Genomic DNA, 20,796 nt, shown 5'->3' on the forward strand with positions numbered 1-20,796 from the left:
AAATAAATATGGCCACAAGGGAGGAACCGGGAATGGCTGGCAAGAAGATACTGATGCTCGTTGGCGAGTTCAGCGAGGAATATGAGATTTTCGTCTTTGAGCAGGCGATGCATGCGGTTGGCCACACCGTCCATGTCGTCTGTCCGGACAAGAAGGCGGGCGATATATTGAAAACGTCGCTGCACGACTTCGAAGGCCACCAGACCTACTCGGAAAAGCTCGGCCACGACTACATCCTCAACAAGACGTTTTCCGAGGTGGATCCGGCCGCATACGATGCCGTCTATGCGGCGGGCGGGCGCGGTCCGGAATACATCCGCATCGACAAGCGGGTGCAGGCGCTGGTGCGGCATTTCCACGAGGCCGGCAAGCCGATCTTCACCATCTGCCATGGCGTGCAGATCCTGATCGCCGTCGACGGCGTGGTGCGGGGCCGGGAAGTCGCCGCACTCCAATATTGCGAGCCGGAGGTCACGCTCGCCGGAGGCATTTATATCGACGTTGCGCCGACCGGCGCCCATGTCGACGGCAATCTCGTGTCAGCCAAGGGCTGGCCTGGCTTGTCCAACTTCATCCGCGAATGCCTGAAAGTGCTGGGCACCGAGATCCGCCACGGCGAGATCCTGATGCGCGACGAGCGCCAGGCTGCCTGATCCGGGATTTTGGAGGCCGCCGTGCCAATGGCGCGGCGGTCTTTCTATTTTCTTGTTTTGACGCAATCCCCTAGGGAAAGCGCTACGCGCTTTTCCCGGGAAAACCGTTTCACACTTTTCCTGGAATTGCTTAGGCGGCCAGCCGTGCCTCGCGGAACGACACCAGCTTGCGGCGGTTCTCGTCCCACAGTGCCAGTTTGACGCAGCGCAGGCTTTCGAGCAGCGTGACGCGGCCGATGCTGCGCAGTTCGGGATAGTCCCGCAGCACTTCCTGCAACCGGTAGCACGGCACCTTGGCGGAGAGGTGGTGGACGTGATGGACACCGATGTTGCCGGTGAACCAGTTCAGCACCGGCGGCAGGTCGTAATAGGACGATCCGTGCAGGGCGGCGTGCTGGAATTCCCAGTCGGCATCCTTCGCCCATTCCGTTTCCTCGAACTGGTGCTGGACGTAGAACAGCCAGATGCCGGCCGAACCGGCGAGGATGACGATCGGCAGATGCACCACCAGGAATGCGCCGGGGCCGACGAACCAGATGAGGACGGCTGCTGCAACCGCGATGCCAAGGTTGGTGGTCATCGATGACACCCAGGGCGTCAGGCCGCCGCGCATCATGCCGACGGGCAGCCTTTGCTCGAAGATGAACAGCCAGATCGGCCCGAGCCCGAACATCACCAGCGGGTGGCGATAGAGACGATAGGCAAGGCGGCCGCGCCATGACATTTGCCGGTATTCGGCAACGGTCAGCGTCCTGATGTCGCCCATGCCGCGTTCGTCAAGATTGCCGGCGCTGGCGTGGTGTGTCGCGTGCGCGCGCCGCCAGCAGTCGTAGGGCGTCAGCGTCAGGATGCCGAGCGCGCGGCCGATCCAGTCGTCCGCGTAGCGATTGGCGAAGAAGGAGCCGTGGCCGCAATCGTGCTGGATCATGAAGATGCGCACCAGAAACCCGGCCGCGGGAAGGATCAGGACCAGCCCCCACCAATGGCCATAGGCATAGGCCGCCGAGGACAATCCCCAGAGTATGGCGAACGGAATGAGTGTGATGGCGAGTTCGATGGTGCTGCGGCGCCTGTCAGGCTTCTTGTAGCGCGCCAGAATCTTCAACCAGGCGCGCTTGCTGTTGGCGACCGCCTCAGGGGAAATCATGTTCATCAGGAAGCATAGGCGGGGCGCTCCGCCACTGCAAGACGACAATCACGCAAAATTACTGTGCGTAATTGTCGCGTGGCCTGGCGGCCGAGCCAGACAACCGCCAGCTCGATCCCGCTCGATGCACTCCCTGAGCGACCGGCTCAAGCCGACCGCTCTGAGCCCGATGCTCCTAATCGCGTTCGAGGATCGGACAGCCGCGTTCGGTTCCAAAAGTCACGCGCACGCGCTCGCCACCCTGTCTGCCGCGGACAGTGATCTCCCGGCGGCCGACGGACTCTATCCTGGCACGGCGGATACCCATTCGGTCCGCCTTGTCGAGGGCCCGGTCTTCGGTGCAGCCGCGTGATTGACGGCGGTCGCGCCGGTAGTAGCGTTCGGTGTCTTCACAATCGTTGTAGTTGGGATCGCAATCTTCCAGGAGCTTCAGCCGCGGGCCGTGTTTGCCCAATTCCAGCTGCAGACTCTCTGCCTGTGCCGGAAAGGCCATCAATGCAACGGCGCCGAGGCCGACCAGCGCCGACAGCAATGAATTGATCGAAACCTTGCGCACTACGTCCTCCATGTGAACCACAACGCATCCATCAATAGACGGTTCGGTTCTCTCAGGCCATTGCCGATAGAGGTTTGTTGCCAAGATTGGCCGTTGCGTTACCGCCTGCGCCAGCCGACGTCACCGTTCTCCGCGCCTTCGAGGCGGTCGAGCAATTCTCTGAATCGGTCAGGGATGTCGGCCTCGGTGCGGAAGGCCGGCAAGGTGCGCATAAAGCGCGTCACCGCCTCGGCGCCGAACTGGCGTCTGACTTCGGCGGCCAGCCCTTCGGCCTTTTCACTCTTGTTGCGGGTCATCATCTCAAAATCCTGTATCGGCTTCGAAACTCCTCCAGCTAGGGAATGGTTCCCCCATCACGCCTTTGTGGCAAGCAAAGCCGGCGGTTAGGGTAAAATTTGAATTAAAATCGAAATGTCTTGCCCATCACTGCCCAGCCCTGACTGGCCACCTCCACAATCGCTTACCCCTTGATTTTTGGCTGCCAAACCTCGATATCGGGCACAAAATCCACATCATTCGAGATTGACGGGAAACGGCGATGAGCGACCAGGCAAAAGACGAACGCGCGCCCGATGAAGTCGAGGCAACCGAGGCCACTGCCGAGCGCACGGAAGGCAGCATCGACGGCGACTATGAAGCCCTTGTGCGGCTGCTGAAGGAAAACGAAGAGCTGAAGGACCGCGCGCTGCGCGTGGCGGCCGAGATGGAAAACCTGCGTCGCCGCACGGCGCGCGACGTGCACGACGCGCGCACCTACGCGGTCGCGAATTTCGCGCGTGACATGCTGTCGGTGTCGGACAATCTGCGCCGCGCGCTGGACGCTATCCCCGCAGAGGCCAAGGCATCGGGTGACGCCGGCTTCAAGGCCCTGATCGAAGGCGTCGACTTGACCGAGCGCGCCATGCTGTCGGCGCTGGAACGGCATGGGGTCAAGAAGCTCGCGCCTGAAGGCGAGAAGTTCGATCCCAATTTCCACCAGGCGATGTTCGAAGTGCCCAACCCGGATGTTCCGGCCAATACGGTGGTCCAGGTCGTGCAGCCGGGCTATTCGATCGGCGACCGCGTGCTGCGTCCGGCCATGGTTGGCGTCGCCAAGGGCGGTCCGAAGCTTGCCGCCGCTGAAGCGCCGGTCGAGCCGGGGCCGGTGAACGAGCAGGCTGAGAAGGATGCGTGAGGTAGGGGAATAGGGAATAGGCAGTAGGCATTAGGCATTAGGCATTAGGGAAACTAGGGCAGTCGTATCAATCGCGCGGCTTCGTGCTATGCCTACTGCCTAATCGCTAATCGCTAATCCCTAATTCCTAATTCCTACTGCCTCATGTCCATGAACCCCATCGCGCTTCTCGACTATGCCGGTGTCGCCGTCTTCGCGGCGACCGGGGCGCTTGCGGCTTCGCGCAAGCAGCTCGACATTATCGGCTTCCTGTTCCTGGCCAGCGTCACCGGGATAGGCGGCGGCACGCTTCGCGACGTCATCCTCAACCTGCCGGTTTTCTGGGTCGCCAACTCCGGCTATGTGCTGATCTGCGCCGTGGTTGCGGTGCTGGTCTTCTTCAGCGCGCATCGTGTCGAATCGCGCTGGAAATGGCTGCTCTGGCTCGACGCCATCGGGCTCGCCGCCTTTTCGGTGATGGGCGCGGCCAAGGGACTTGCGATTACCGGTTCGCCTGTCGTCTCCGTCATCACCGGCGTGCTCACCGCCACTTTCGGCGGCATTCTGCGCGATCTCCTTGCCGGCGAGCCATCGGTGCTGCTCAGGCCCGAAATCTACGTCACGGCAGCCCTTGCGGGTGCCGGCCTCTACACACTTGGCGATCTTGCCGGACTGCCGCCGCTCGCCTCGGACCTCGCCGGCTTTGCGGCGGCGTTCCTTGTGCGTGGCGGCGCGCTCAAATTCGGCTGGTCGTTTCCGTCCTACAAGAGCCGACCCGGCCGGCGGCCGGAAGATATTCCGTGAAGAGAGGGAATAGTCAGTAGTCACAAGAGCGTGAATCGTGGCGTCTTCACTACTGCCTACTGCCTACTGCCTACTGCCTACTCACGCAGCGAAGCGCTGGGCTTCCCCGCCATAGTAGTTGACGTAGCGGGCGCCGATTTCCTTGACCGGCATGACGACGAAGACGTCGACCGTCGAGAATTCGCGGTCGATGACGCAGCCGTCACCGATGCGGGCGCCGACGCGCAGATAGCCCTTGACCAGAGGCGGCATCGCAGCGATCGCCGCCTTGGCATTGACGGCCTCGATCGGCATCAGATCCATCGAGCAGTAGCGCCCGGACACCGCGCGCACATCCCAGGCCGAATTCGTCCGGCAGTGATGGGCGAGGTAGGTGAGCGCCTCGGCATGCGCCGCCGGCACGGTGCCGTGGAAGGACGCGCAACCGGTCATCACACCGATCTCGTAGTGGTTGATGTAAGCCCAGATGCCTTGCCACAGCGCCTCGATGGTGCGCTTCGAGCGGTATTCCGGCAAAACGCAGGAGCGGCCGAGCTCGAGAAAACGCTGGCCGGGGTGACGGGCGATGAGCTTGGTCAGCTCAAATTCACCTTCCGAATAGAACCCTCCGGCCGTGGCCGCGATTTCTTGCCGCAGCAGCCGGTAGGTGCCGACGATGCGGCGATGTTCGGGGCCGGAAAGCGTGGTGTCCAAAACCAGCAGATGGTCGCAGAGCGGATCGAACCGGTCGGCGTCACGGCGGTCATGGGCCTGGACGAGGTCCTTCCTGGCGCCAAGTTCGTCGTAGAACACCCGGTAGCGCACTTCCTGCGCGGCCGCGATCTCGGCCTCGTTGCGAGCGAGCCGCACTTCAAGATTGCCTATACGGCCGAGTGCCGCGCCCTTTATGACGGAATCGACGTTACGTCCGGCAAGCAAGGCGCTGCTGGCGTTCGGCCGAGTGTCACATTCCGGCATAACTGTATGCACGAGTGATTCTCCTTCGAGCCATCCCTCTTGGCACGGGGATACGGTGTAGGTGCAACAGGATTGTGACAGTACCGTGATACGACGTCGTGGGCAATACTTCGTCGGCTGGCGAATACGATCAACCGGCTACGTTTACGTGAGCGCGCGGCGCGGAATGGACGGCGGAAAGCTCAGGCCGCGACGACCTGCCCCTCGACGGCATTGACCAGCGCCTCGGGGTCGAGCGGCTTGGTGACAAAGCCGCTGGCGCCATGAGCGAGCACCGCATGGCGGGTCTTTTCCTGGCTGTCAGCCGACAGCACCATGATCGGCACCGGCGACACGGCGGTTTCTTCTTCATGGCGGCGGATGGCGGCAATCGCGTCCAGCCCGTCCATGACCGGCATATGCAGATCCATCAAAACCACGTCGAAGCGGTCCCTGTGACCGGCGCCGGTGACAGCCTCGACGGCGGCCTTGCCATTGCCGACCACCTTGACGCGATGCCCAGCCTTCAACAGCGTGGCACGCGCCAGCATGGCATTGATGTCATTGTCCTCGGCGATCAGCACCGACAGGCCCCGCTGGCGGTTGCCAACGGCGCGCAGCGTCGGCGCGCCGCGCTTTTCCGGCTGCGGCTGGGCGAGGCTGGGGGCATGGCTGCTCAAAAGCACACGCAGAAGCGTTCCGCCACGCACCGGCCTGGCCAGGAAGGTCGCGTAGCCGCTGGCGCGGAACTCGCCAAGCATGCCGCGGTCGGTCGGCGCGATCAGCGTGATGGCCTCGCAGTCGGAGAAACCGCTCTGACGCAGGCGCTTGAGCAGCCTTCCGTCGCTTTCTTCCATGGCCGCATCGACCAGAATCACATCGCAGCCGGCGGCGAAGGGCGCGGCCTGTGCGGCGGTGGTGGCGACGTCGACTGCGCCGCCATTGGCGCGGATGGTGCGGGCGATGGCCTCGGCCTCGACGGCGTTTTTCGACAGGATCACCGCGCGCCTGCCCACGAGCGCGTTCTGGCGGCCCTGTGGCGCTTCGGTGGCCGCTATCGCCGGGATTTCGAAGACGAACTCGGATCCCTGGCCGAGCCGGCTGGATACCGAAATCGTGCCGCCCATGGCGGCCACCAGGCGCCTGGAGATGGCAAGGCCGAGGCCGGCCCCGCCATGCGTGCGCGTCGACGTGCCGTCGGCCTGCTCGAACTCCTCGAAAATGCGATCCAGGTCCTCATCATGCAAGCCCGGACCGGTATCGGCGATGGTGAAGCATACGCGGTCGCTGGTTTCGGTGCGCGCGCGTGCGATGCTCACCAACACGCCGCCGCTGTCAGTGAACTTGATGGCGTTGCCGATAAGGTTGAGCAGCACCTGCCTGACCTTGCCCGGATCGGCGGTGATCAACTGCGGCACGTCGGGTTCGACATGGCAGCCCAGCCCGATACCCTTGGCGAAGGCGCGCGCGGCCAGCAACTCGATGATGTTGTCGGCGATCTCGCGCACCGACATCGGCTGCGGCTCCGGGTCGAAGCGCCCGGCTTCGATCTTGGAGTAGTCGAGAAGATCCTCGATCAGGGCAAGCAATGCGCTGGCCGAAGTCGAGACGGCGCCGACATAGGTCTGCTGCTCCGGCGACAGGCTGGTGTCGGCCAGCAACCTGGCCATGCCCATGATGCCGTTCATCGGCGTGCGAATCTCATGGCTGACGGTGGCGAGGAAGCGCGATTTGGCCTGGCTGGCGTATTCGGCCCGCTCACGTGCGGTGATCAGCGAGGATTCGGCGCGTTTGCGGGCGGTGATGTCGCGAGCGATCGCGCGATGCGAAACCGCATCGCTGTCCTTGTCGCGGACCGACAGCTCGATCCACGAGAACCAACGCGGGCCGCTCGGCGTACTGATGGCGACATCGGTGGAACTCAGGCACTCATGGTCGGAAAAGGCGGCATCGGGAACGATGCCGACCTCGATGCCGAGTTCCGCCAGGCTCTTGCCGGCAAGGTCGCGCTGATCGATTTCGACCAGATCGGCGAAGACCTTGTTGGCATAGACGATGTAGCCATCGCGGTCGCGATGGATGACGAGATCACCAAGCGCGTCGATCAGGCCGCGAAAGCGTTCATCGCTCTCCTGCATTTCCCACATGCGGTCGGCCAGCGTCTCGATCTCGGCGCGGCTGCGGGCCGTGGTTTCGTCAAGAAGGGCGGCGGTGCGGTGTTCGCTCTGTCTGGCGCGCAGATGCATGGCAAGACCGGCAAGCCCGGTTGCCAGCAATGCGATGCTGATGAAGATCGGTGCCCCGGTCAGGTGTGCAAGGCCGGCCACCACCACGATGGCGACGAATGTCAGAAAGGGCAGGCCTTCGCGACTGGAGAATTCCGGCTCGGGCACCAGCGATGGCGCGGCGACAAAGCGCCGCGACGGCGTCGGCGGGGGGCGCCGCATCGACGTCGTCGCCAGTGTCCGCCTCTTGGCTGCCGGATTCCGCGATCATGCGAAATCCTTGCCAGACAGAGATTATGGAAAATTGCGGCGGATCGTTCGAATTTTAGCGGATGGGCGCTTTTCGCTGCCGCAGCGGCGGATTTGCCACTGGACGTGGCGATTCCGTCCGCCTTCCCGGGCAGTCGAGCGGTTCACATGTCCACGACGACGCGGCCGCGGATATTGCCGTCGACGATGTCGCGCGCGGCATCGATGATGCCGTCGAAACCGATGGTCCTGGACAGGCTGGCTAGCTTCTGCAGATCGAGGTCGGTGCCGATGCGGCGCCATGCCTCGAGGCGGACTGCCTTCGGCGCCATCACTGAATCGATGCCGAGCAACGAGACGCCACGCAGGATGAAGGGGGCGACGCTGGTCGGCAGGTCCATGCCGCCGGCTAGGCCGCAGGCGGCGACCGCGCCGCCATAGGAGGTCATCGAGAGCACATTGGCCAGCGTGTGGCTGCCGACGGCGTCGATGCCGCCGGCCCAGCGCTCCTTGGCCAGCGGCTTGGCCGGCTGGGCAAGCTCGTCGCGCGATATCACTTCGGCGGCGCCAAGGTTGATCAAATAGGGGCTTTCGGCATTGCGGCCGGTGGAAGCAATGACATGGTAGCCGAGGCTGGACAGGATCGAGACAGCGACCGAGCCGACGCCGCCGGCGGCTCCTGTCACCACCACCGGGCCGCGATCGGGCAGGATGCCGTGCCGCTCCAGGGCCATGACGCAGAGCATTGCGGTGTAGCCCGCGGTGCCGACGGCCATCGCGTCATGCGGGCTGATGCCTTGCGGCAGCGGCACCAGCCAGTCGCCCTTGACACGGGCGCGGCCGGCATAGGCGCCGAAATGGGTTTCGCCGACGCCCCAGCCGTTCAGGATGACCTTGTCGCCAGCGCGCCAGTCGGGATGGGAAGACGAGATGACGGTGCCGGCGAAATCGATGCCCGGCACCAGCGGCCAGCGGCGGATCACCGGCGCCTTGCCCGTGATCGCCAGGCCATCCTTGTAGTTCACCGTCGTCGCCTCGACGGCGACGGTGACATCGCCTTCCATCAGGTCCGCGTCGGTGAGATCGGTCACGGTTACCGACTGCTTTTTCTCGGCGTCACGCGAAACGAGGATGGCTTTGAAGGTTTCGGACATCTCTTTCTCCGCGATCTTGTTTGGCGACATGAACTGTGCGGCGATGGCCGCACGGGGTCAATCTTTGGAAGGTTTGGCTTTGGGCTCGCGCCGCCAGCCAAACAGTTCGTCGAAGACGACCAGTGCCGCGCCCACCGAGATGAAGGCGTCGGCAAGGTTGAAGACCGCGAAGGACCAGACCGGCGTGTGGAACAGGATGTAGTCGATGACGTGGCCGTAGACGGCGCGGTCGATCAGATTGCCGAGCGCGCCGCCGACGATCAGCGCAAAACCGGTGCGGGCAAGGATCTGGGACGGCGCGATCCGCGTCGCCAGGAACAGCACGAAGGCAACGACCGCAAGCGAAATGACGATCAGCCCGGTGTCGCCGAAGGACGAGAACATCGAGAAGGCGATGCCGGTGTTGTAGGTCCGAAACAGCGCCAGGAAGGGCACCAGATCGAGCTTTTCCTGAAAAGGCAGGCCGGTCTCCACCAGGTGTTTTATCCACTGGTCAAGCGCGATGGCCGCGACGACGAGCAGCGCGTAGGGAGACCATGATCTCACGGGCAGGCAACCTTCATTGCTGGTCCACGATTGGTTCGAGCTTCAGCGCGCCGCGCCGGATCTCGAACAGCATGATGCCGGTGGCAACGGCCAGATTGAGCGAATCGGCACGGCCGGCCTGCGGAATCCTGAGCAGCCTGTCGCAACTCGCCGCCAGGCTTTCGGGCAGTCCCTGCTGCTCGTTGCCCATCATCAGCAGCACGGGTCCGCGGGAAAAATCGACCGAGCGGTAGTCGACGGCGCCTTTCAGGTGGGTGCCGGCGACGAGGCCTGAAAACCCTCCTCGCCAGGCAAGGAAAGCCTCGGTTGTCGCTTTGGCCACCGGTACGGCAAAGATCGAACCCATCGTGGCGCGCACCGTTTCCACCGAAAAAGGATCGGTGGTGTCACCGACCAGGATGACGCCCTTGGCGCCGACGGCATCGATGGTGCGGATGACGGTGCCGAGATTGCCGGGGTCGCGCACCCGGTCGAGCGCCACCCAGACGTCGCCATTGTCGGCGCGGACATCCTTCAAGGCCAGGAATTTTTGCGAAAAGACGCCGACCACCATTTGCGGATTGTCGCGGCGGGTGATGGCGACCAGCACCTTCTCCGACACCTCCAGCACCATGCCGCCGGCGGCAACCGTGCGTGCGGCGACCTTCTCCACAGCCGCGTTGCCGCGCCCGGCCTTGGCGAAAACCAATGTCCTGATCTGCCAGCCGAGATCGAGCGCGTCGATGACCAGCTTCAGTCCCTCGGCCATGAAAGCGTTCTGCTGGTCGCGGAATTTCTTCTGCGCGAGCGCCTTGATGTCCTTGACCAGCGGATTGGCGAGGCTGGTGACTTCCTTCACCTGCCCGGGTGCGCCTGCGTGCCGCTCATTCATTCAGGACTCCGGGGCATTCAGGCCACCCAACGCGAAAACAATGAGGTCGAAAGCGCCCGGCCGGCGGACTTTTCGCGGATGATCAGCTCACCCGATTCGATCTTGCCGCCCATGCCGGCAAAGGTGTCGCGCATCAAGGCATGGATGGCGAAGAAGGAGGCGCGGATCGAATAGGCGGTCAGCACCACGGCAAGTGGCTTCGGCGTCAGGATCGCGCGGCAAAGGTCGGTCAAATCAGGCAGGTCCTCGAACAATTGCCAGACCTCGCCCTTGGGGCCGCGGCCATAGGCCGGCGGGTCGAACAGAATGATGTCATAGCGGCTGCCGCGCCGTTCCTCGCGCTCGGCGAATTTCACCGCGTCGTCGACGATCCAGCGGATCGGCTTGCTGCCGAGGCCAGCCATCTCCTGATTTTCACGGGCCCAGCCGATCGCTTTCTTGGAGGCATCGACATGGGTGACCTCGGCGCCGGCGCGGGCCGCCACCAAGGAAGCAAGACCGGTATAGCCGAACAGGTTCAGCACTTTGACCGGCCGCTTCGCCGCCGCGATCAGCCCGGCCATGTGGTCCCAGTGCGAGGCCTGCTCGGGAAAGACGCCAACATGGCGAAACGAGGTGAAACGTCCGAGATAGTCGATGCCGTCATGCTTCATCGGCCAGGTCTCGCCGAGCGGCGTCTTGGGGAAACGCCAGCGGCCGATGCCTTCCTCGTCGGTGTCGCCGGTGAAGATGGCGTCGGCGCGCTCCCAGTCCTTTGCCGGCAAGGCCTTTTGCCAGATCGCCTGGCCCTCGGGCCGCACGATCCGGTAAGGGCCGTATTGTTCGAGCTTCTGCCCGGCGCCGCTGTCGAGCAGCGCATAATCGGCATTCGGCGCCACTTCGAGGATCACAGGAAGCTGCTCGCTGGGCAGGGCGCCTTCGCGGCGGGCCAGGATGCGCGACCCCGATTTCGGTTCGGAACGGTCGTCCGCCTTCGCCTCATGCCGCTCGCGCGGTTGCGCGTCCGGTCTGGCGGGAACGGGTCCGGCGCGCGGACGTGACACGTCCGCCGCACCCTTTGCGGATGGATGCGGACGGTTGTCGCGGCGTTTGTCGCGAAAAGACTTCAAGCGGGGGCAACTCCGAGCGGCGTGGCCGCTTTTGACATAGGGCAACCGGCGGTGCAACCAAGTCCGACATGTAGGCCTTTCCGGTTTATGTCGGCCGGCGATGGACCAATGTCAAAGAAACGGGCAAATCTGCCGGATGTCCCGCTCCGAACGCCTGCTCGACCTGATCCAGTCCTTGCGCCGGCACCGCCGGCCGGTGAGCGGGCAGGCGCTGGCCGATGAGCTCGGGATTTCGATCCGCACGCTCTACCGCGACATCGCGACGCTGCAGGGCCAGGGTGCGCCGATCGAGGGTGAGGCTGGGCTGGGTTATGTGCTCAAGCCCGGCTTCATGCTGCCGCCGCTGATGTTCAGCGACGAGGAGATCGAAGCCATCGTGCTCGGCTCGCGCTGGGTCGCCAAGCAGCCGGACCAGCGCCTCTCGGCCGCCGCCGCCAACGCGTTGGCCAAGATCGCCGCCGTGCTGCCGGACGATCTGCGCGAGGATCTCGATGCGAGCACTCTGCTGGTCGGCCCTCCCGCCGCGACCATCGAAGGCATCGACCTTGGTCTGGTGCGGCAGGCCATCCGCAACGAGCGCAAGCTCGGCTTTTTATACCGTGATGCTGGCGGCGCCGCGTCCGAACGTGTGGTCTGGCCGTTTGCGCTGGGCTTCTTCGACAAGGTGCGGGTGGTGGTGGCGTGGTGCGAGATGCGGCAGGATTTCCGGCATTTTCGCGCCGATCGCATCGCCGAACTCCAAACAACAGACACGCGCTATCCGCGTCGTCGCCAGGCGCTGCTCAAGGAATGGCGGGCGACCCTCGACAAGCCGCGTGGTTCCTGGCCGCGTGGTTCCTGATGGCTACTGCCATAATCTGACAGTAGCTTATCCTATGTTCGCCAAGTCGAAACACCGAACCTTGGAGAGCAGACATGACCACCCCGAATTTCGTCATCCTCTATGTCGACCAGCCGCAACAGAGCGGTGCCTTCTACAGTGCGCTGTTCGGCCGTGAGCCGGTCGAAAGCGCGCCGACCTTCGTGCTGTTCGTGCTCGACAACGGCTTCAAGCTCGGCCTTTGGTCGCGCCATACGGTGGAGCCGGCTGCTGCCGCGGCAGGCGGCGGCGCCGAAATCGTCTTTGCGCAGGACACGCCCGATGCGGTCGATGCCACCCATGCCGACTGGTCCGGGCGCGGGCTGACAATCTTGCAGACGCCGACCGACATGGATTTCGGCCGCACTTTTGTCGCGCTCGATCCCGACAATCATCGCCTGCGCGTCTACTGGCTGTCCGATGGGGAACAGGCCAATGGGGAACAAAAATGAGCGCGTACTGGATCGCGGTGGCCTCGGCTGAGCATGTCCGGCGCGGCCGTGCTAGCGGCTTCATGCAGGTCAACCACGGCAAGGCGGCGCCGCTGCGCCGCGTCAGGCCCGGCGATGGGATCGTCTATTATTCGCCGACCACCATTTTGGGCGAGAAAGACGGCCTGCAGGCCTTCACGGCGATCGGCACGGTGCGGGAAGGCGAACCCTATCAGGGTGAAATGGGTGGTGGCTTCACGCCGTTTCGTCGCGATGTCGAGTGGGCGAAGGCCGAGGAGACGCCGATCAAGCCGCTGCTCGACAGGCTGCACTTCACGGCCGGAAAGTCGAACTGGGGTTATCAGCTTCGCTTTGGCCTTTTCGAAATCGGGAATCACGATTTTCGTGTCATCGCCGAGACGATGGGCGCCAAAGTGGATGTGCCGGCGAACTAGGCCGTGAGCGCCTTGTAGACGGCAATACCGGCGGCAAGATCCTCGAGCGCCGCGCCGACCGACTTGAACAGCGTGATCTCACCGGCGCCTTCGCGGCCCTTCTTCTGGCCGCGCGCCAATTCGTGCAGATCGGCGACGATGGCTTCCGGCTTCAGCACGCCGGAGGCCAGCGGCTGGACGATGTCGCCGGCTTCCTTGGTGGCGCCGGCGCGGGTGTCGACATAGACGCGGGCGAGCCTGATCGCGTCGTCATCGCTTTCGCGCATCGTCGGCGTAAAGCCGCCGACCAGGTCGACATGGGTTCCCGGCCGCAGCAATGCGCCCTTGATCAGCGGCGTGGTCGTGATCGTCGCCGAGGAGACGATGTCGGCCTGCCCAAGCTCGGCATCGAGATCACTCGCAGCGCTGGCCGCGAAGCCTTCGGCGCGCAGATCGGCCGCGACCTTCTCGGCATTGGCCTGGGTGCGGTTCCAGATGCGGATAGTCTTGATCGGCCGCACGGCTGAGTGCGCCTTGGCGAGGAAGGGCGACAGCGCGCCGGCGCCGACCACAAGCAGCCGCGAGGCATCGTCGCGGGCGAGATAGGAGGCCGCGAGCGCCGAAGCACAGGCGGTGCGCCATTGGGTCAGCCGCTGGCCGTCGATCAAGGCCTCGGGCTCGCCGGTGGCGCCATTGAGCAGGAGATAGAGCCCCATCACCGCAGGCTTGCCGATGGCGTTGTTGTCGGGCGAAACGGTGACGATCTTGACGCCGACGTGACCACCGGCCGACGTGCCGGCCGCATTGAGGTCGGTCCAGGCCGGCATCAAAAGCAGGGTGGAGGCCGCGCCGTCGGGCCGCTCGATCGTATGATGGTGCCTAACCGGCTGCACCGCACCGTCGCGAAACGCCGTGCGCAGCGTCTCGACCAATCCGGGAAAGGTCAGCGCATGGTCGACCTCTGCGGCCGAAATGGTCAGCATGAAAAACTCCGTGGGGACAAAGCCGGCTGCGGGCGGTTCAAGTGGTCGGCTTCGGCAATGCGGAGCCTTGGGCGGACCCTTGGGCCGATCCTGGGATCGGGCTTTGCGGTGCCGCCGGCGCACGGCTGACCGCCTGGCGCAGGTTCTCGGCCTCGACGCCACGCTGGCGCGCCAGCTTGCGGTAGCGGCCCTGCTTGACCCAGGTTGCCAGGCTGCCGACGATCATGCCGATGCCGAGCGCCAGGAACAGGAAGATGAACAGCGGTAAAGTCAGCGTCAGCTTCGGATTGCCGGGGTTGAACGGATCCAGCGTGAAGGCGACCAGTTCGCGGTTGGCAACGGCGAGTGCGATCAGGATGATCGCCAGTGGCACGAAGATCACGATGAGAATGAAGCGATTGAACATAATGTTTTCCGTCGGAAGCTGGCCTGTCCGGCCGTCTGGCGCTGACGCGCCTACTTGCCGCCGTTCAGCCTTTCACGCAGTTCCTTGCCGGTCTTGAAGAACGGCACCCATTTTTCCTCGACCTCGACGGATTCGCCGGTACGCGGATTGCGGCCGGTGCGGGCGGGACGGTTTTTCACCGAAAAAGCGCCGAAGCCACGCAACTCGACCCGGTTGCCTTCAGCAAGGGCGTCGGTGATTTCATCGAAGATCGCGCCGACGATGTTTTCGACGTCGCGCAGGAAAAGATGCGGATTGCGCGTGGCAATAATCTGCACAAGTTCGGACTTGATCATGAGACGGGTCCCCGTGAAAGCAGTGCGGTCAAATTTATGAGGATGATTTTATTTGCTTTTTTCACTTGCCCCAAACGGCATCTCAAGGGTGCCAGACGGAAACGAGACCGTCAAGAAACAAGCGGTCGGCACCCAGTTCATGGATGACGTCGCCGCTGTAGGCCGGCAGACCGAGCGCTCTGCCGATCGTTTGCGCCATCGCCTTGGAGAACAGGAAGCCGCCGCGCCGTTCGGTGTCCTTCCATTCGACGACCTTGAGTTTGGCATCGACGCCCTTGGTTGCCAGCCAGTCGACCGCAACGGTCTCACCGCCGACGGCATCGATCAGCCCGTTGGCGACACCCTGGCGACCGGTGAAGATCGAGCCGTCGGCAAGCGCCAGTGCTTGCTCGCGGGTCATCTTGCGGCGTTCGGCAACGATGCCGACGAACCAGTCGTAGCTGTCGAGGATGAGCTTGCGGACCATGGCGCGCTCGTCGTCATTGGTCGGCTTGAAGGGCGAGGGCGCGGCTTTCAGCGGCGAGGATTTCACTTCCTCCAGCTTGACGCCGAGCTTGTCCATCAGGCCGCTGACGTCGGGATACTGGATCAGCACGCCGATCGAGCCGACGATCGAAGTCTTGCGCGCAACGATGTGATCGGCGGCACTGGCGATCATATAGCCCGCCGATGCGGCGAGCGTGCCGACTTCCGCCACCACCGGCTTGTCGGCAGCCAGCTTGCGCACCTCTTCATAGATCGATTCACCGCCGACCGTGGTGCCGCCAGGCGAATCGATCGACAGGATCACGCCTTTCACCTTCGACGACAGGCGGATGGTTTCCAGCCGCTTGATCAGTTCCTCGTCCTCGGTGATGGTGCCTTCGATCCTGACCTTGGCGATATGGTCGACCGCCGAGCCGCCGAAATCGTCGCCATAGAACCAGCCTGAAAGCGCGATCACCCCAAGTGCAACGATGCCTATGGCGACGACGCGCCAGAATGTCAGCTTGCGCCGCAAGCGGCGGCGGTCGATCAGGTCGTCGGCTCTCAGTGCCATGGTCAGCCTTTCAGGCGGCGGGAGGAGACGCTTTTAGACCATGATCCTCCCATCGGGAAGCAGTTCTCTTTCCCGGCAGTGTCTCAGTTTGAAATTTGCGGAAACGCCTATCCTTTGGCCGAGTTGTGCAAACGCCCTATATATTGGCAAAAGGCATAGGAGACGTCATGATCGCCAAACACACAACCGCCGAAGATATGGCTCGAACTGTAGGCGTCGACCCGAACACATTCCGCCAAGCGTTGCGTAATGCGAAACACCCTCGGAAACGCAACACTGATTGGGAAGTGAAAATTGGCAGCCCATCGTATTCGGGAATGCGCACCGTTCTGGTTGGTCTCATACAGCGGAAGGCGGCCTGATGCCGACCCGATCCAAGGCAACAAGCGCCCCGCAGACGTGATCGGCTACGCCGTTAGCACCATGCGCATTGCCAACGTCAAGCCGCCGACCAACGCGCGTTTCTGTTCTTAAATTTCAAACTGAGACACTGCCTCTTTCCCACACGACGGGACAATCGGCGCGGATAGTCGAGATTGCCATGCCTCATACGCGATCGGCCGGGCCGGCCAGGCGGGGGATCCGACATCTCCCCTCACGTATTTGTGCATTCACCGCGAGGTCGGGCGGCGAGACAGACAGCTGATAAATTTTACCCTGCGTGTCTGTTTCTGCTATGAAGAACGGGCAGTTGTGCGGATCTGGTTTTCATCTGTACAAATGCGGTTGTCACATTTTTGCGGTTTTCCTGGGCTTGTGCTTGCTTGAAGGCGCCGGCGTCCCACCTATAGGCGGTGTTCCCAGGTGGGCTGGGGTTTAGAAGAAAGCAGTGAATGTTAGCGCGACCGAATGAACCGACCGACGCCGAAATGGAGTTGGTCCCCCAGGCGGACGGCCGGACGCGTGGCGACGCGTTCGATCGCGCGCAACGCCATTCGCGCCGCGTGCGCTTTCTCAAGTTTGCCGTGCCGCTGGCTGCGGCCCTGATCGCCATCGCTTTCCCGGTCTACTCCTATCTGGCCGCACCCATCTCCGTGAAGGTTCAGGCGGAAGGCACCGCCTTTTCCAACGGCAAGCTGGTGATGGCCAATCCCAAACTCAACGGTTTCACCAAGCAGAAGCAGCCCTATTCGATGACGGCGCTGCGCGCCATTCAGGACGTCAGCACGCAAGGTATCATCGAACTGGAAGGCATCGACGCCAAGGTGCCGATCGCGCCCGACAATGTGGCGGCGGTCAAGGCCTCGCACGGCACCTATGATCGCGACGGCAATACGATGAACCTGACCAGCGACGTGACGATCACCACAACCGACGGCATGCAGGCCAAGTTCAAATCGGTCTTCCTCGACATGGGCAAAGGCACTATGAAGACGGGAGATCCCGTCGATGTCAGCCGTGGCGGGTCGCGGATCACGGCGGATTCGATGTCGGTCCAGGACAATGGCAAGATTCTGGTTTTCGAGAACAAAGTGCGCGTCAACATCGATTCCGCCGCCTTGAAGACGGCAGAGGGAAACAGCGGAGAAACCAATGCGGCTCAGTAGTTCGACGCGGCTCGCGGCTGCAACTTCAGCGTTGCTGCTGCTCGGACTTGTGCCGTCATCGGCGCAGACCACCAGCCAATCAGGGCTCAAACTGTCCGGCGATAAGCCGATCCAGATCGAGAGCGACAAGCTGGAGGTCCGCCAGGCCGACAGTATCGCCATTTTCACCGGCAATGTCAGCGTCGTCCAGGGGCCGACGCTGATGAAAGCCGGCAAGATGACGGTCTACTACGTCAAGGATCCCAACGCCGGCGCCAAGGGCACGGAAGCGGCTGGCGCGGCGGCCATGACCGGCTCGGCCAACATCGATCATCTGGAAATTTCCGACAAGGTTTACGTCAAGTCGGATGCGCAGGTCGCGACGGCGGATCAAGGCAGCTTCGATATGAAGAGCCAGGTTCTGGTGCTTTCGGGCAAAAAGGTCGTTCTGTCGCAGAACGACAACGTCCTGGTCGGCTGCAAGCTCACCGTGCAGATGAAAAGCGGGTTGGCGCAGGTTGATCCATGCGCTGGGCAACGCGTCCAGATGTCGATCACGCCGCCGCCGAAATCAGGAGCGACGAACCCCTGATGGCCAGCCTGTCGTCGCTGACGGCGCGTCTTCCGGGGCGGGCCGCCGGCAAGCTTTCGGCGCCGGCCACGGTGACCGTCGATGCGGGAAAGTTCAAGGGAACCCTGATCGCCAAGGGTTTGACCAAGAGCTACAAGGGCCGCAAGGTCGTCAGCGGCGTCACCATTGGTGTGCGCGCCGGCGAGGCCGTTGGGCTGCTCGGCCCCAACGGCGCCGGCAAGACGACCTGCTTCTACATGGTCACCGGCCTGGTGCCGGTGGATGAAGGTACGATCGAGATTGACGGCTTCGATGTCACCTCGATGCCGATGTACCGTCGCGCCCGCCTCGGCATCGGCTATCTGCCGCAGGAAGCGTCGATTTTCCGTGGCCTCAATGTCGAGCAGAATATCCGTGCCGTGCTGGAAGTGGTCGAAAAGGACCGCAAGGTGCGCGAGCGCAATCTCGACGAACTGCTCGAGGAATTCCACATCAGCCATCTGCGCAAGGCGCCATCCATGTCGCTCTCGGGCGGCGAGCGGCGGCGCCTGGAAATCGCACGCGCGCTGGCGACGCGTCCGGCCTACATGCTGCTCGACGAGCCTTTCGCCGGCATCGATCCGATCGCCGTCGCCGATATCCAGCAATTGGTGCGCCACCTGACGGCGCGCGGCATCGGCGTGCTCATCACCGATCACAATGTGCGCGAAACGCTCGGCCTGATCGACCGCGCCTACATCATCCATGCCGGCCAGGTGCTGACCCATGGCAGGGCCGACGAAGTGGTGGCAAACCCGGATGTGCGGCGACTTTACCTCGGCGAGGGTTTTACGCTCTGAGCGTGAAATTTGTTTCCTGACACGATTTTTGCGGCTCATCCGGCTCTTTTTCGTCGATTTTGCTCCGAGATAACGCTCCGGTAAGCGGGTTTTGCTAGCAATTGCCTTGACAAGCAAAAGCCGGGCCAGTTTCTATGGCCGGCTGCAAAAATTCCTTTCCGGAAGTCCGGATGCGTAGACGAGGCGTTTGAAACCGAACCATGGCGTTGGCGGCCAAACTACAGCTACGACAATCGCAGTCGCTGGTGATGACGCCGCAGCTGATGCAGTCGATTCGGCTGCTGCAGTTCACTCATGTCGAGCTTGAGCATTTCATCGACGAGGAAATCGAGCGCAACCCGCTGCTGGAGCGCGCCGAACCGCAGGACGATGCCGCCGGCGACCAGGCGCAGAAGACCGAGGCGGAGCCGCCAGCCGCCGCTGACGGCGACTGGTTCGAAAACGAGACGCAGTGGAGCGCCGAGGCGATCTCGGACAAGCTCGACACGTCGCTGGAAAACCTGTTTCCCGACGATCCGGGCACCAGCGAGCGGCTCGGTCCCGACCTGACGGCTCAATGGAAATCGGCTTCCGGCAATGGCGCGAGTTCCTCATCCGAGGGTTTCGACGCCGGCGACATGGCGGCCGCTGCGATCACGCTGCGCGACCATGTCGGCGAACAGGTCGCGCTCGCCTTCGCCGACCCGGTCGCGCGGCTGATCGCCGCCGACCTCGCCGACGGCCTGGACGAGACCGGCTATTTGCGCGCCGACATGGCCGAGATCGCCGCTCGTCTCGGTACGGACGCCGCCGCGGTGGGTAAGGTGCTGGCGGTGTGCCAGACTTTCGAGCCGGCCGGCCTCTTCGCCCGCGACCTCGCCGAATGCCTGTCGCTGCAGCTTGCCGTCCGGGACAGGCTCGATCCCGCAATGAAGGCGCTGATCGCCAATCTCGAACTGCTGGGGCGGCGCGATTTCCACGCCTTGAAACGGATCTGCGGTGTCGACGAGGAGGACCTGCTCGACATGCTGGCCGAGATCCGGGCACTCGATCCCCGGCCGGGCATGGCATTTTCGGGCGGCGCCAGCGACGCGATCGTCGCCGATGTCGAGGTGCGTGCGGCCAATGACGGCACATGGACCGTCGAACTCAACGCCGAAACGCTGCCGCGCGTTTTGGTCGACCATATCTATTTCGCCCAGGTCTCGCCGCAGGCGAAGAACCAGGCGGAAAAGGATTTTCTGGCCGAATGCCTGCAGAACGCCAACTGGTTGACGCGCAGCCTCGACCAGCGGGCGAAGACCATCCTCAAGGTCGCCTCGGAAATCGTTCGCCAGCAGGATGCCTTCCTCGTCCATGGCGTGCGCCAGTTGAAACCGCTCAACCTGCGCACGGTGGCCGATGCCATCGGCATGCACGAATCGACGGTCAGCCGGGTTACCGCGAACAAATACATGCTGACGCCGCGCGGCGTGTTCGAGCTGCGCTACTTCTTCACCGCCTCGATCGCCGCGTCGGGCGGCGGCGATGCGCATTCCTCGGAAGCCGTGCGTGATCGCATCAAGCAATTGATCGACGAGGAAAAACCGGTCGACGTGCTTTCCGACGATGCGATCGTCGACATGTTGCGCGAGAGCGGCGTCGATATTGCCAGACGTACGGTCGCCAAGTACCGGGAAGGCATGAATATTCCCTCCTCGGTGCAGCGTCGGCGCGAGAAACGGGCGCTGGCCAGCGCCGGGCGCTGAGGCGGTCCGATTTTCCACAGGCCCGCACTTCATTGACAAGCCGCGGTGAAGTGGCTAGAAGCCCGCCCGCATGAGACGGGCTAGAAGCCTGCATGCGGATGGTCCGTCACGACGTTGGCCTCGGGACGGTCAAAGGGCGGCTTGTGATCAACCGGAAAGTTCGGATTTAAAATCGGCGCGAGTGACGCCGCAAAGCTTGTGCGCACGGATCACGAGTATAAACTCAGGCCAGTTTGAAGCCTG

Annotated in this window: 23 protein-coding genes and 1 pseudogene; 11 read left to right on the plus strand and 13 right to left on the minus strand. The window is 63.3% G+C overall.

Annotated elements, in window-relative coordinates; all coding sequences use genetic code 11:
- Nucleotides 1–32: 32 nt before the first annotated feature.
- Complete coding sequence (locus HB777_00695; GenBank protein QND62569.1) at nt 33–653, plus strand: DJ-1/PfpI family protein; 621 nt, start codon at nt 33–35, stop codon at nt 651–653.
- 130 nt (nt 654–783) lie between these two features.
- On the opposite strand, the gene HB777_00700 is transcribed toward HB777_00695, so the two are convergent.
- From HB777_00700 to HB777_00710, 3 genes are all read right to left on the minus strand, one after another.
- Nucleotides 784–1,806: a fatty acid desaturase gene (locus tag HB777_00700; protein ID QND62570.1), complete on the minus strand. Its 1,023-nt coding sequence runs from the start codon at nt 1,804–1,806 to the stop codon at nt 784–786.
- 169 nt (nt 1,807–1,975) lie between these two features.
- On the minus strand, nt 1,976–2,368 hold the full coding sequence (locus HB777_00705) for a hypothetical protein (protein ID QND68599.1): 393 nt from the start codon (nt 2,366–2,368) through the stop codon (nt 1,976–1,978).
- A gap of 86 nt (nt 2,369–2,454) precedes the next feature.
- Nucleotides 2,455–2,655, minus strand: a complete 201-nt coding sequence (locus HB777_00710) for a hypothetical protein (protein ID QND62571.1) — start codon at nt 2,653–2,655, stop codon at nt 2,455–2,457.
- 239 nt (nt 2,656–2,894) lie between these two features.
- On the opposite strand from HB777_00710, the gene grpE reads away from it, so the two are divergent.
- Together grpE and HB777_00720 are read left to right on the plus strand one after the other, a co-directional pair.
- Entirely contained in the window at nt 2,895–3,530 is a 636-nt protein-coding gene (gene grpE, locus HB777_00715) for a nucleotide exchange factor GrpE (protein QND62572.1), read from the plus strand.
- Between the two features lie 150 nt (nt 3,531–3,680).
- Entirely contained in the window at nt 3,681–4,313 is a 633-nt protein-coding gene (locus HB777_00720; GenBank protein ID QND62573.1) for a trimeric intracellular cation channel family protein, read from the plus strand.
- A gap of 81 nt (nt 4,314–4,394) precedes the next feature.
- Here HB777_00720 and HB777_00725 read toward each other — a convergent pair whose 3' ends face one another.
- The 6 genes and pseudogenes from HB777_00725 to HB777_00750 all read right to left on the minus strand — a co-directional run bounded on the left by HB777_00725 (nt 4,395) and on the right by HB777_00750 (nt 11,403).
- Entirely contained in the window at nt 4,395–5,270 is an 876-nt protein-coding gene (locus HB777_00725; GenBank protein ID QND68600.1) for a GNAT family N-acetyltransferase, read from the minus strand.
- 182 nt (nt 5,271–5,452) lie between these two features.
- A pseudogene (locus tag HB777_00730) lies at nt 5,453–7,745 on the minus strand (response regulator).
- A gap of 142 nt (nt 7,746–7,887) precedes the next feature.
- The gene (locus tag HB777_00735) at nt 7,888–8,877 is read right to left on the minus strand and encodes an oxidoreductase (GenBank protein QND62574.1); all 990 of its coding nucleotides are present in this window, start codon (nt 8,875–8,877) and stop codon (nt 7,888–7,890) included.
- 57 nt (nt 8,878–8,934) lie between these two features.
- Nucleotides 8,935–9,423, minus strand: a complete 489-nt coding sequence (locus HB777_00740) for a signal peptidase II (GenBank protein ID QND62575.1) — start codon at nt 9,421–9,423, stop codon at nt 8,935–8,937.
- Nucleotides 9,424–9,436: 13 nt separating this feature from the next.
- On the minus strand, nt 9,437–10,294 hold the full coding sequence (locus HB777_00745; protein QND62576.1) for an RNA methyltransferase: 858 nt from the start codon (nt 10,292–10,294) through the stop codon (nt 9,437–9,439).
- A 17-nt stretch (nt 10,295–10,311) separates the two neighbouring features.
- Nucleotides 10,312–11,403 carry a class I SAM-dependent rRNA methyltransferase gene (locus HB777_00750; protein ID QND62577.1) on the minus strand — a complete coding sequence of 364 codons (1,092 nt, stop codon included), beginning with the start codon at nt 11,401–11,403 and terminating at the stop codon, nt 10,312–10,314.
- 136 nt (nt 11,404–11,539) lie between these two features.
- Between HB777_00750 and HB777_00755 the strand changes: the two genes are divergently transcribed.
- The 3 genes from HB777_00755 to HB777_00765 all read left to right on the plus strand — a co-directional run bounded on the left by HB777_00755 (nt 11,540) and on the right by HB777_00765 (nt 13,148).
- Nucleotides 11,540–12,244, plus strand: a complete 705-nt coding sequence (locus HB777_00755; GenBank protein QND62578.1) for a YafY family transcriptional regulator — start codon at nt 11,540–11,542, stop codon at nt 12,242–12,244.
- A 74-nt stretch (nt 12,245–12,318) separates the two neighbouring features.
- Complete coding sequence (locus tag HB777_00760) at nt 12,319–12,714, plus strand: drug:proton antiporter (protein QND62579.1); 396 nt, start codon at nt 12,319–12,321, stop codon at nt 12,712–12,714.
- Nucleotides 12,711–13,148 carry an EVE domain-containing protein gene (locus HB777_00765; protein ID QND62580.1) on the plus strand — a complete coding sequence of 146 codons (438 nt, stop codon included), beginning with the start codon at nt 12,711–12,713 and terminating at the stop codon, nt 13,146–13,148. Before HB777_00760 ends, HB777_00765 begins: the two co-directional genes overlap by 4 nt.
- Here the strand turns inward: HB777_00765 and HB777_00770 are convergent.
- From HB777_00770 to sppA, 4 genes are all read right to left on the minus strand, one after another.
- Complete coding sequence (locus tag HB777_00770; GenBank protein QND62581.1) at nt 13,145–14,110, minus strand: ornithine cyclodeaminase family protein; 966 nt, start codon at nt 14,108–14,110, stop codon at nt 13,145–13,147. The genes HB777_00765 and HB777_00770 overlap by 4 nt on opposite strands.
- A 37-nt stretch (nt 14,111–14,147) precedes the next feature.
- Nucleotides 14,148–14,516, minus strand: coding sequence for a LapA family protein (locus HB777_00775; GenBank protein QND62582.1), 369 nt, complete (start codon nt 14,514–14,516; stop codon nt 14,148–14,150).
- 50 nt (nt 14,517–14,566) lie between these two features.
- A complete protein-coding gene (locus HB777_00780) occupies nt 14,567–14,851 on the minus strand; it encodes an integration host factor subunit beta (GenBank protein QND62583.1) in 285 nt (94 codons plus the stop codon).
- 82 nt (nt 14,852–14,933) lie between these two features.
- Nucleotides 14,934–15,890 (minus strand): signal peptide peptidase SppA, encoded by a 957-nt coding sequence (gene sppA, locus HB777_00785; GenBank protein QND62584.1) that lies wholly within the window; start codon nt 15,888–15,890, stop codon nt 14,934–14,936.
- 167 nt (nt 15,891–16,057) lie between these two features.
- Between sppA and HB777_00790 the strand changes: the two genes are divergently transcribed.
- The 5 genes from HB777_00790 (at nt 16,058) to rpoN (ending at nt 20,553) form a co-directional block, all read left to right on the plus strand.
- Entirely contained in the window at nt 16,058–16,252 is a 195-nt protein-coding gene (locus HB777_00790; GenBank protein QND62585.1) for a hypothetical protein, read from the plus strand.
- A gap of 471 nt (nt 16,253–16,723) precedes the next feature.
- On the plus strand, nt 16,724–17,437 hold the full coding sequence (locus HB777_00795) for an LPS export ABC transporter periplasmic protein LptC (GenBank protein QND62586.1): 714 nt from the start codon (nt 16,724–16,726) through the stop codon (nt 17,435–17,437).
- The gene (locus HB777_00800; GenBank protein ID QND62587.1) at nt 17,424–18,008 is read left to right on the plus strand and encodes an LPS ABC transporter substrate-binding protein LptA; all 585 of its coding nucleotides are present in this window, start codon (nt 17,424–17,426) and stop codon (nt 18,006–18,008) included. The genes HB777_00795 and HB777_00800 overlap by 14 nt, the downstream gene beginning before the upstream one ends.
- Complete coding sequence (gene lptB / locus HB777_00805) at nt 18,008–18,826, plus strand: LPS export ABC transporter ATP-binding protein (GenBank protein QND68601.1); 819 nt, start codon at nt 18,008–18,010, stop codon at nt 18,824–18,826. Before HB777_00800 ends, lptB begins: the two co-directional genes overlap by 1 nt.
- Nucleotides 18,827–19,026: 200 nt before the next feature.
- Nucleotides 19,027–20,553 carry an RNA polymerase factor sigma-54 gene (gene rpoN / locus HB777_00810; GenBank protein QND62588.1) on the plus strand — a complete coding sequence of 509 codons (1,527 nt, stop codon included), beginning with the start codon at nt 19,027–19,029 and terminating at the stop codon, nt 20,551–20,553.
- The last annotated feature ends 243 nt before the right edge of the window (nt 20,554–20,796 follow it).

It is taken from the genome of Mesorhizobium loti (assembly GCA_014189435.1).
GTDB classification, from domain to species: Bacteria; Pseudomonadota; Alphaproteobacteria; order Rhizobiales; family Rhizobiaceae; genus Mesorhizobium; species Mesorhizobium loti_G.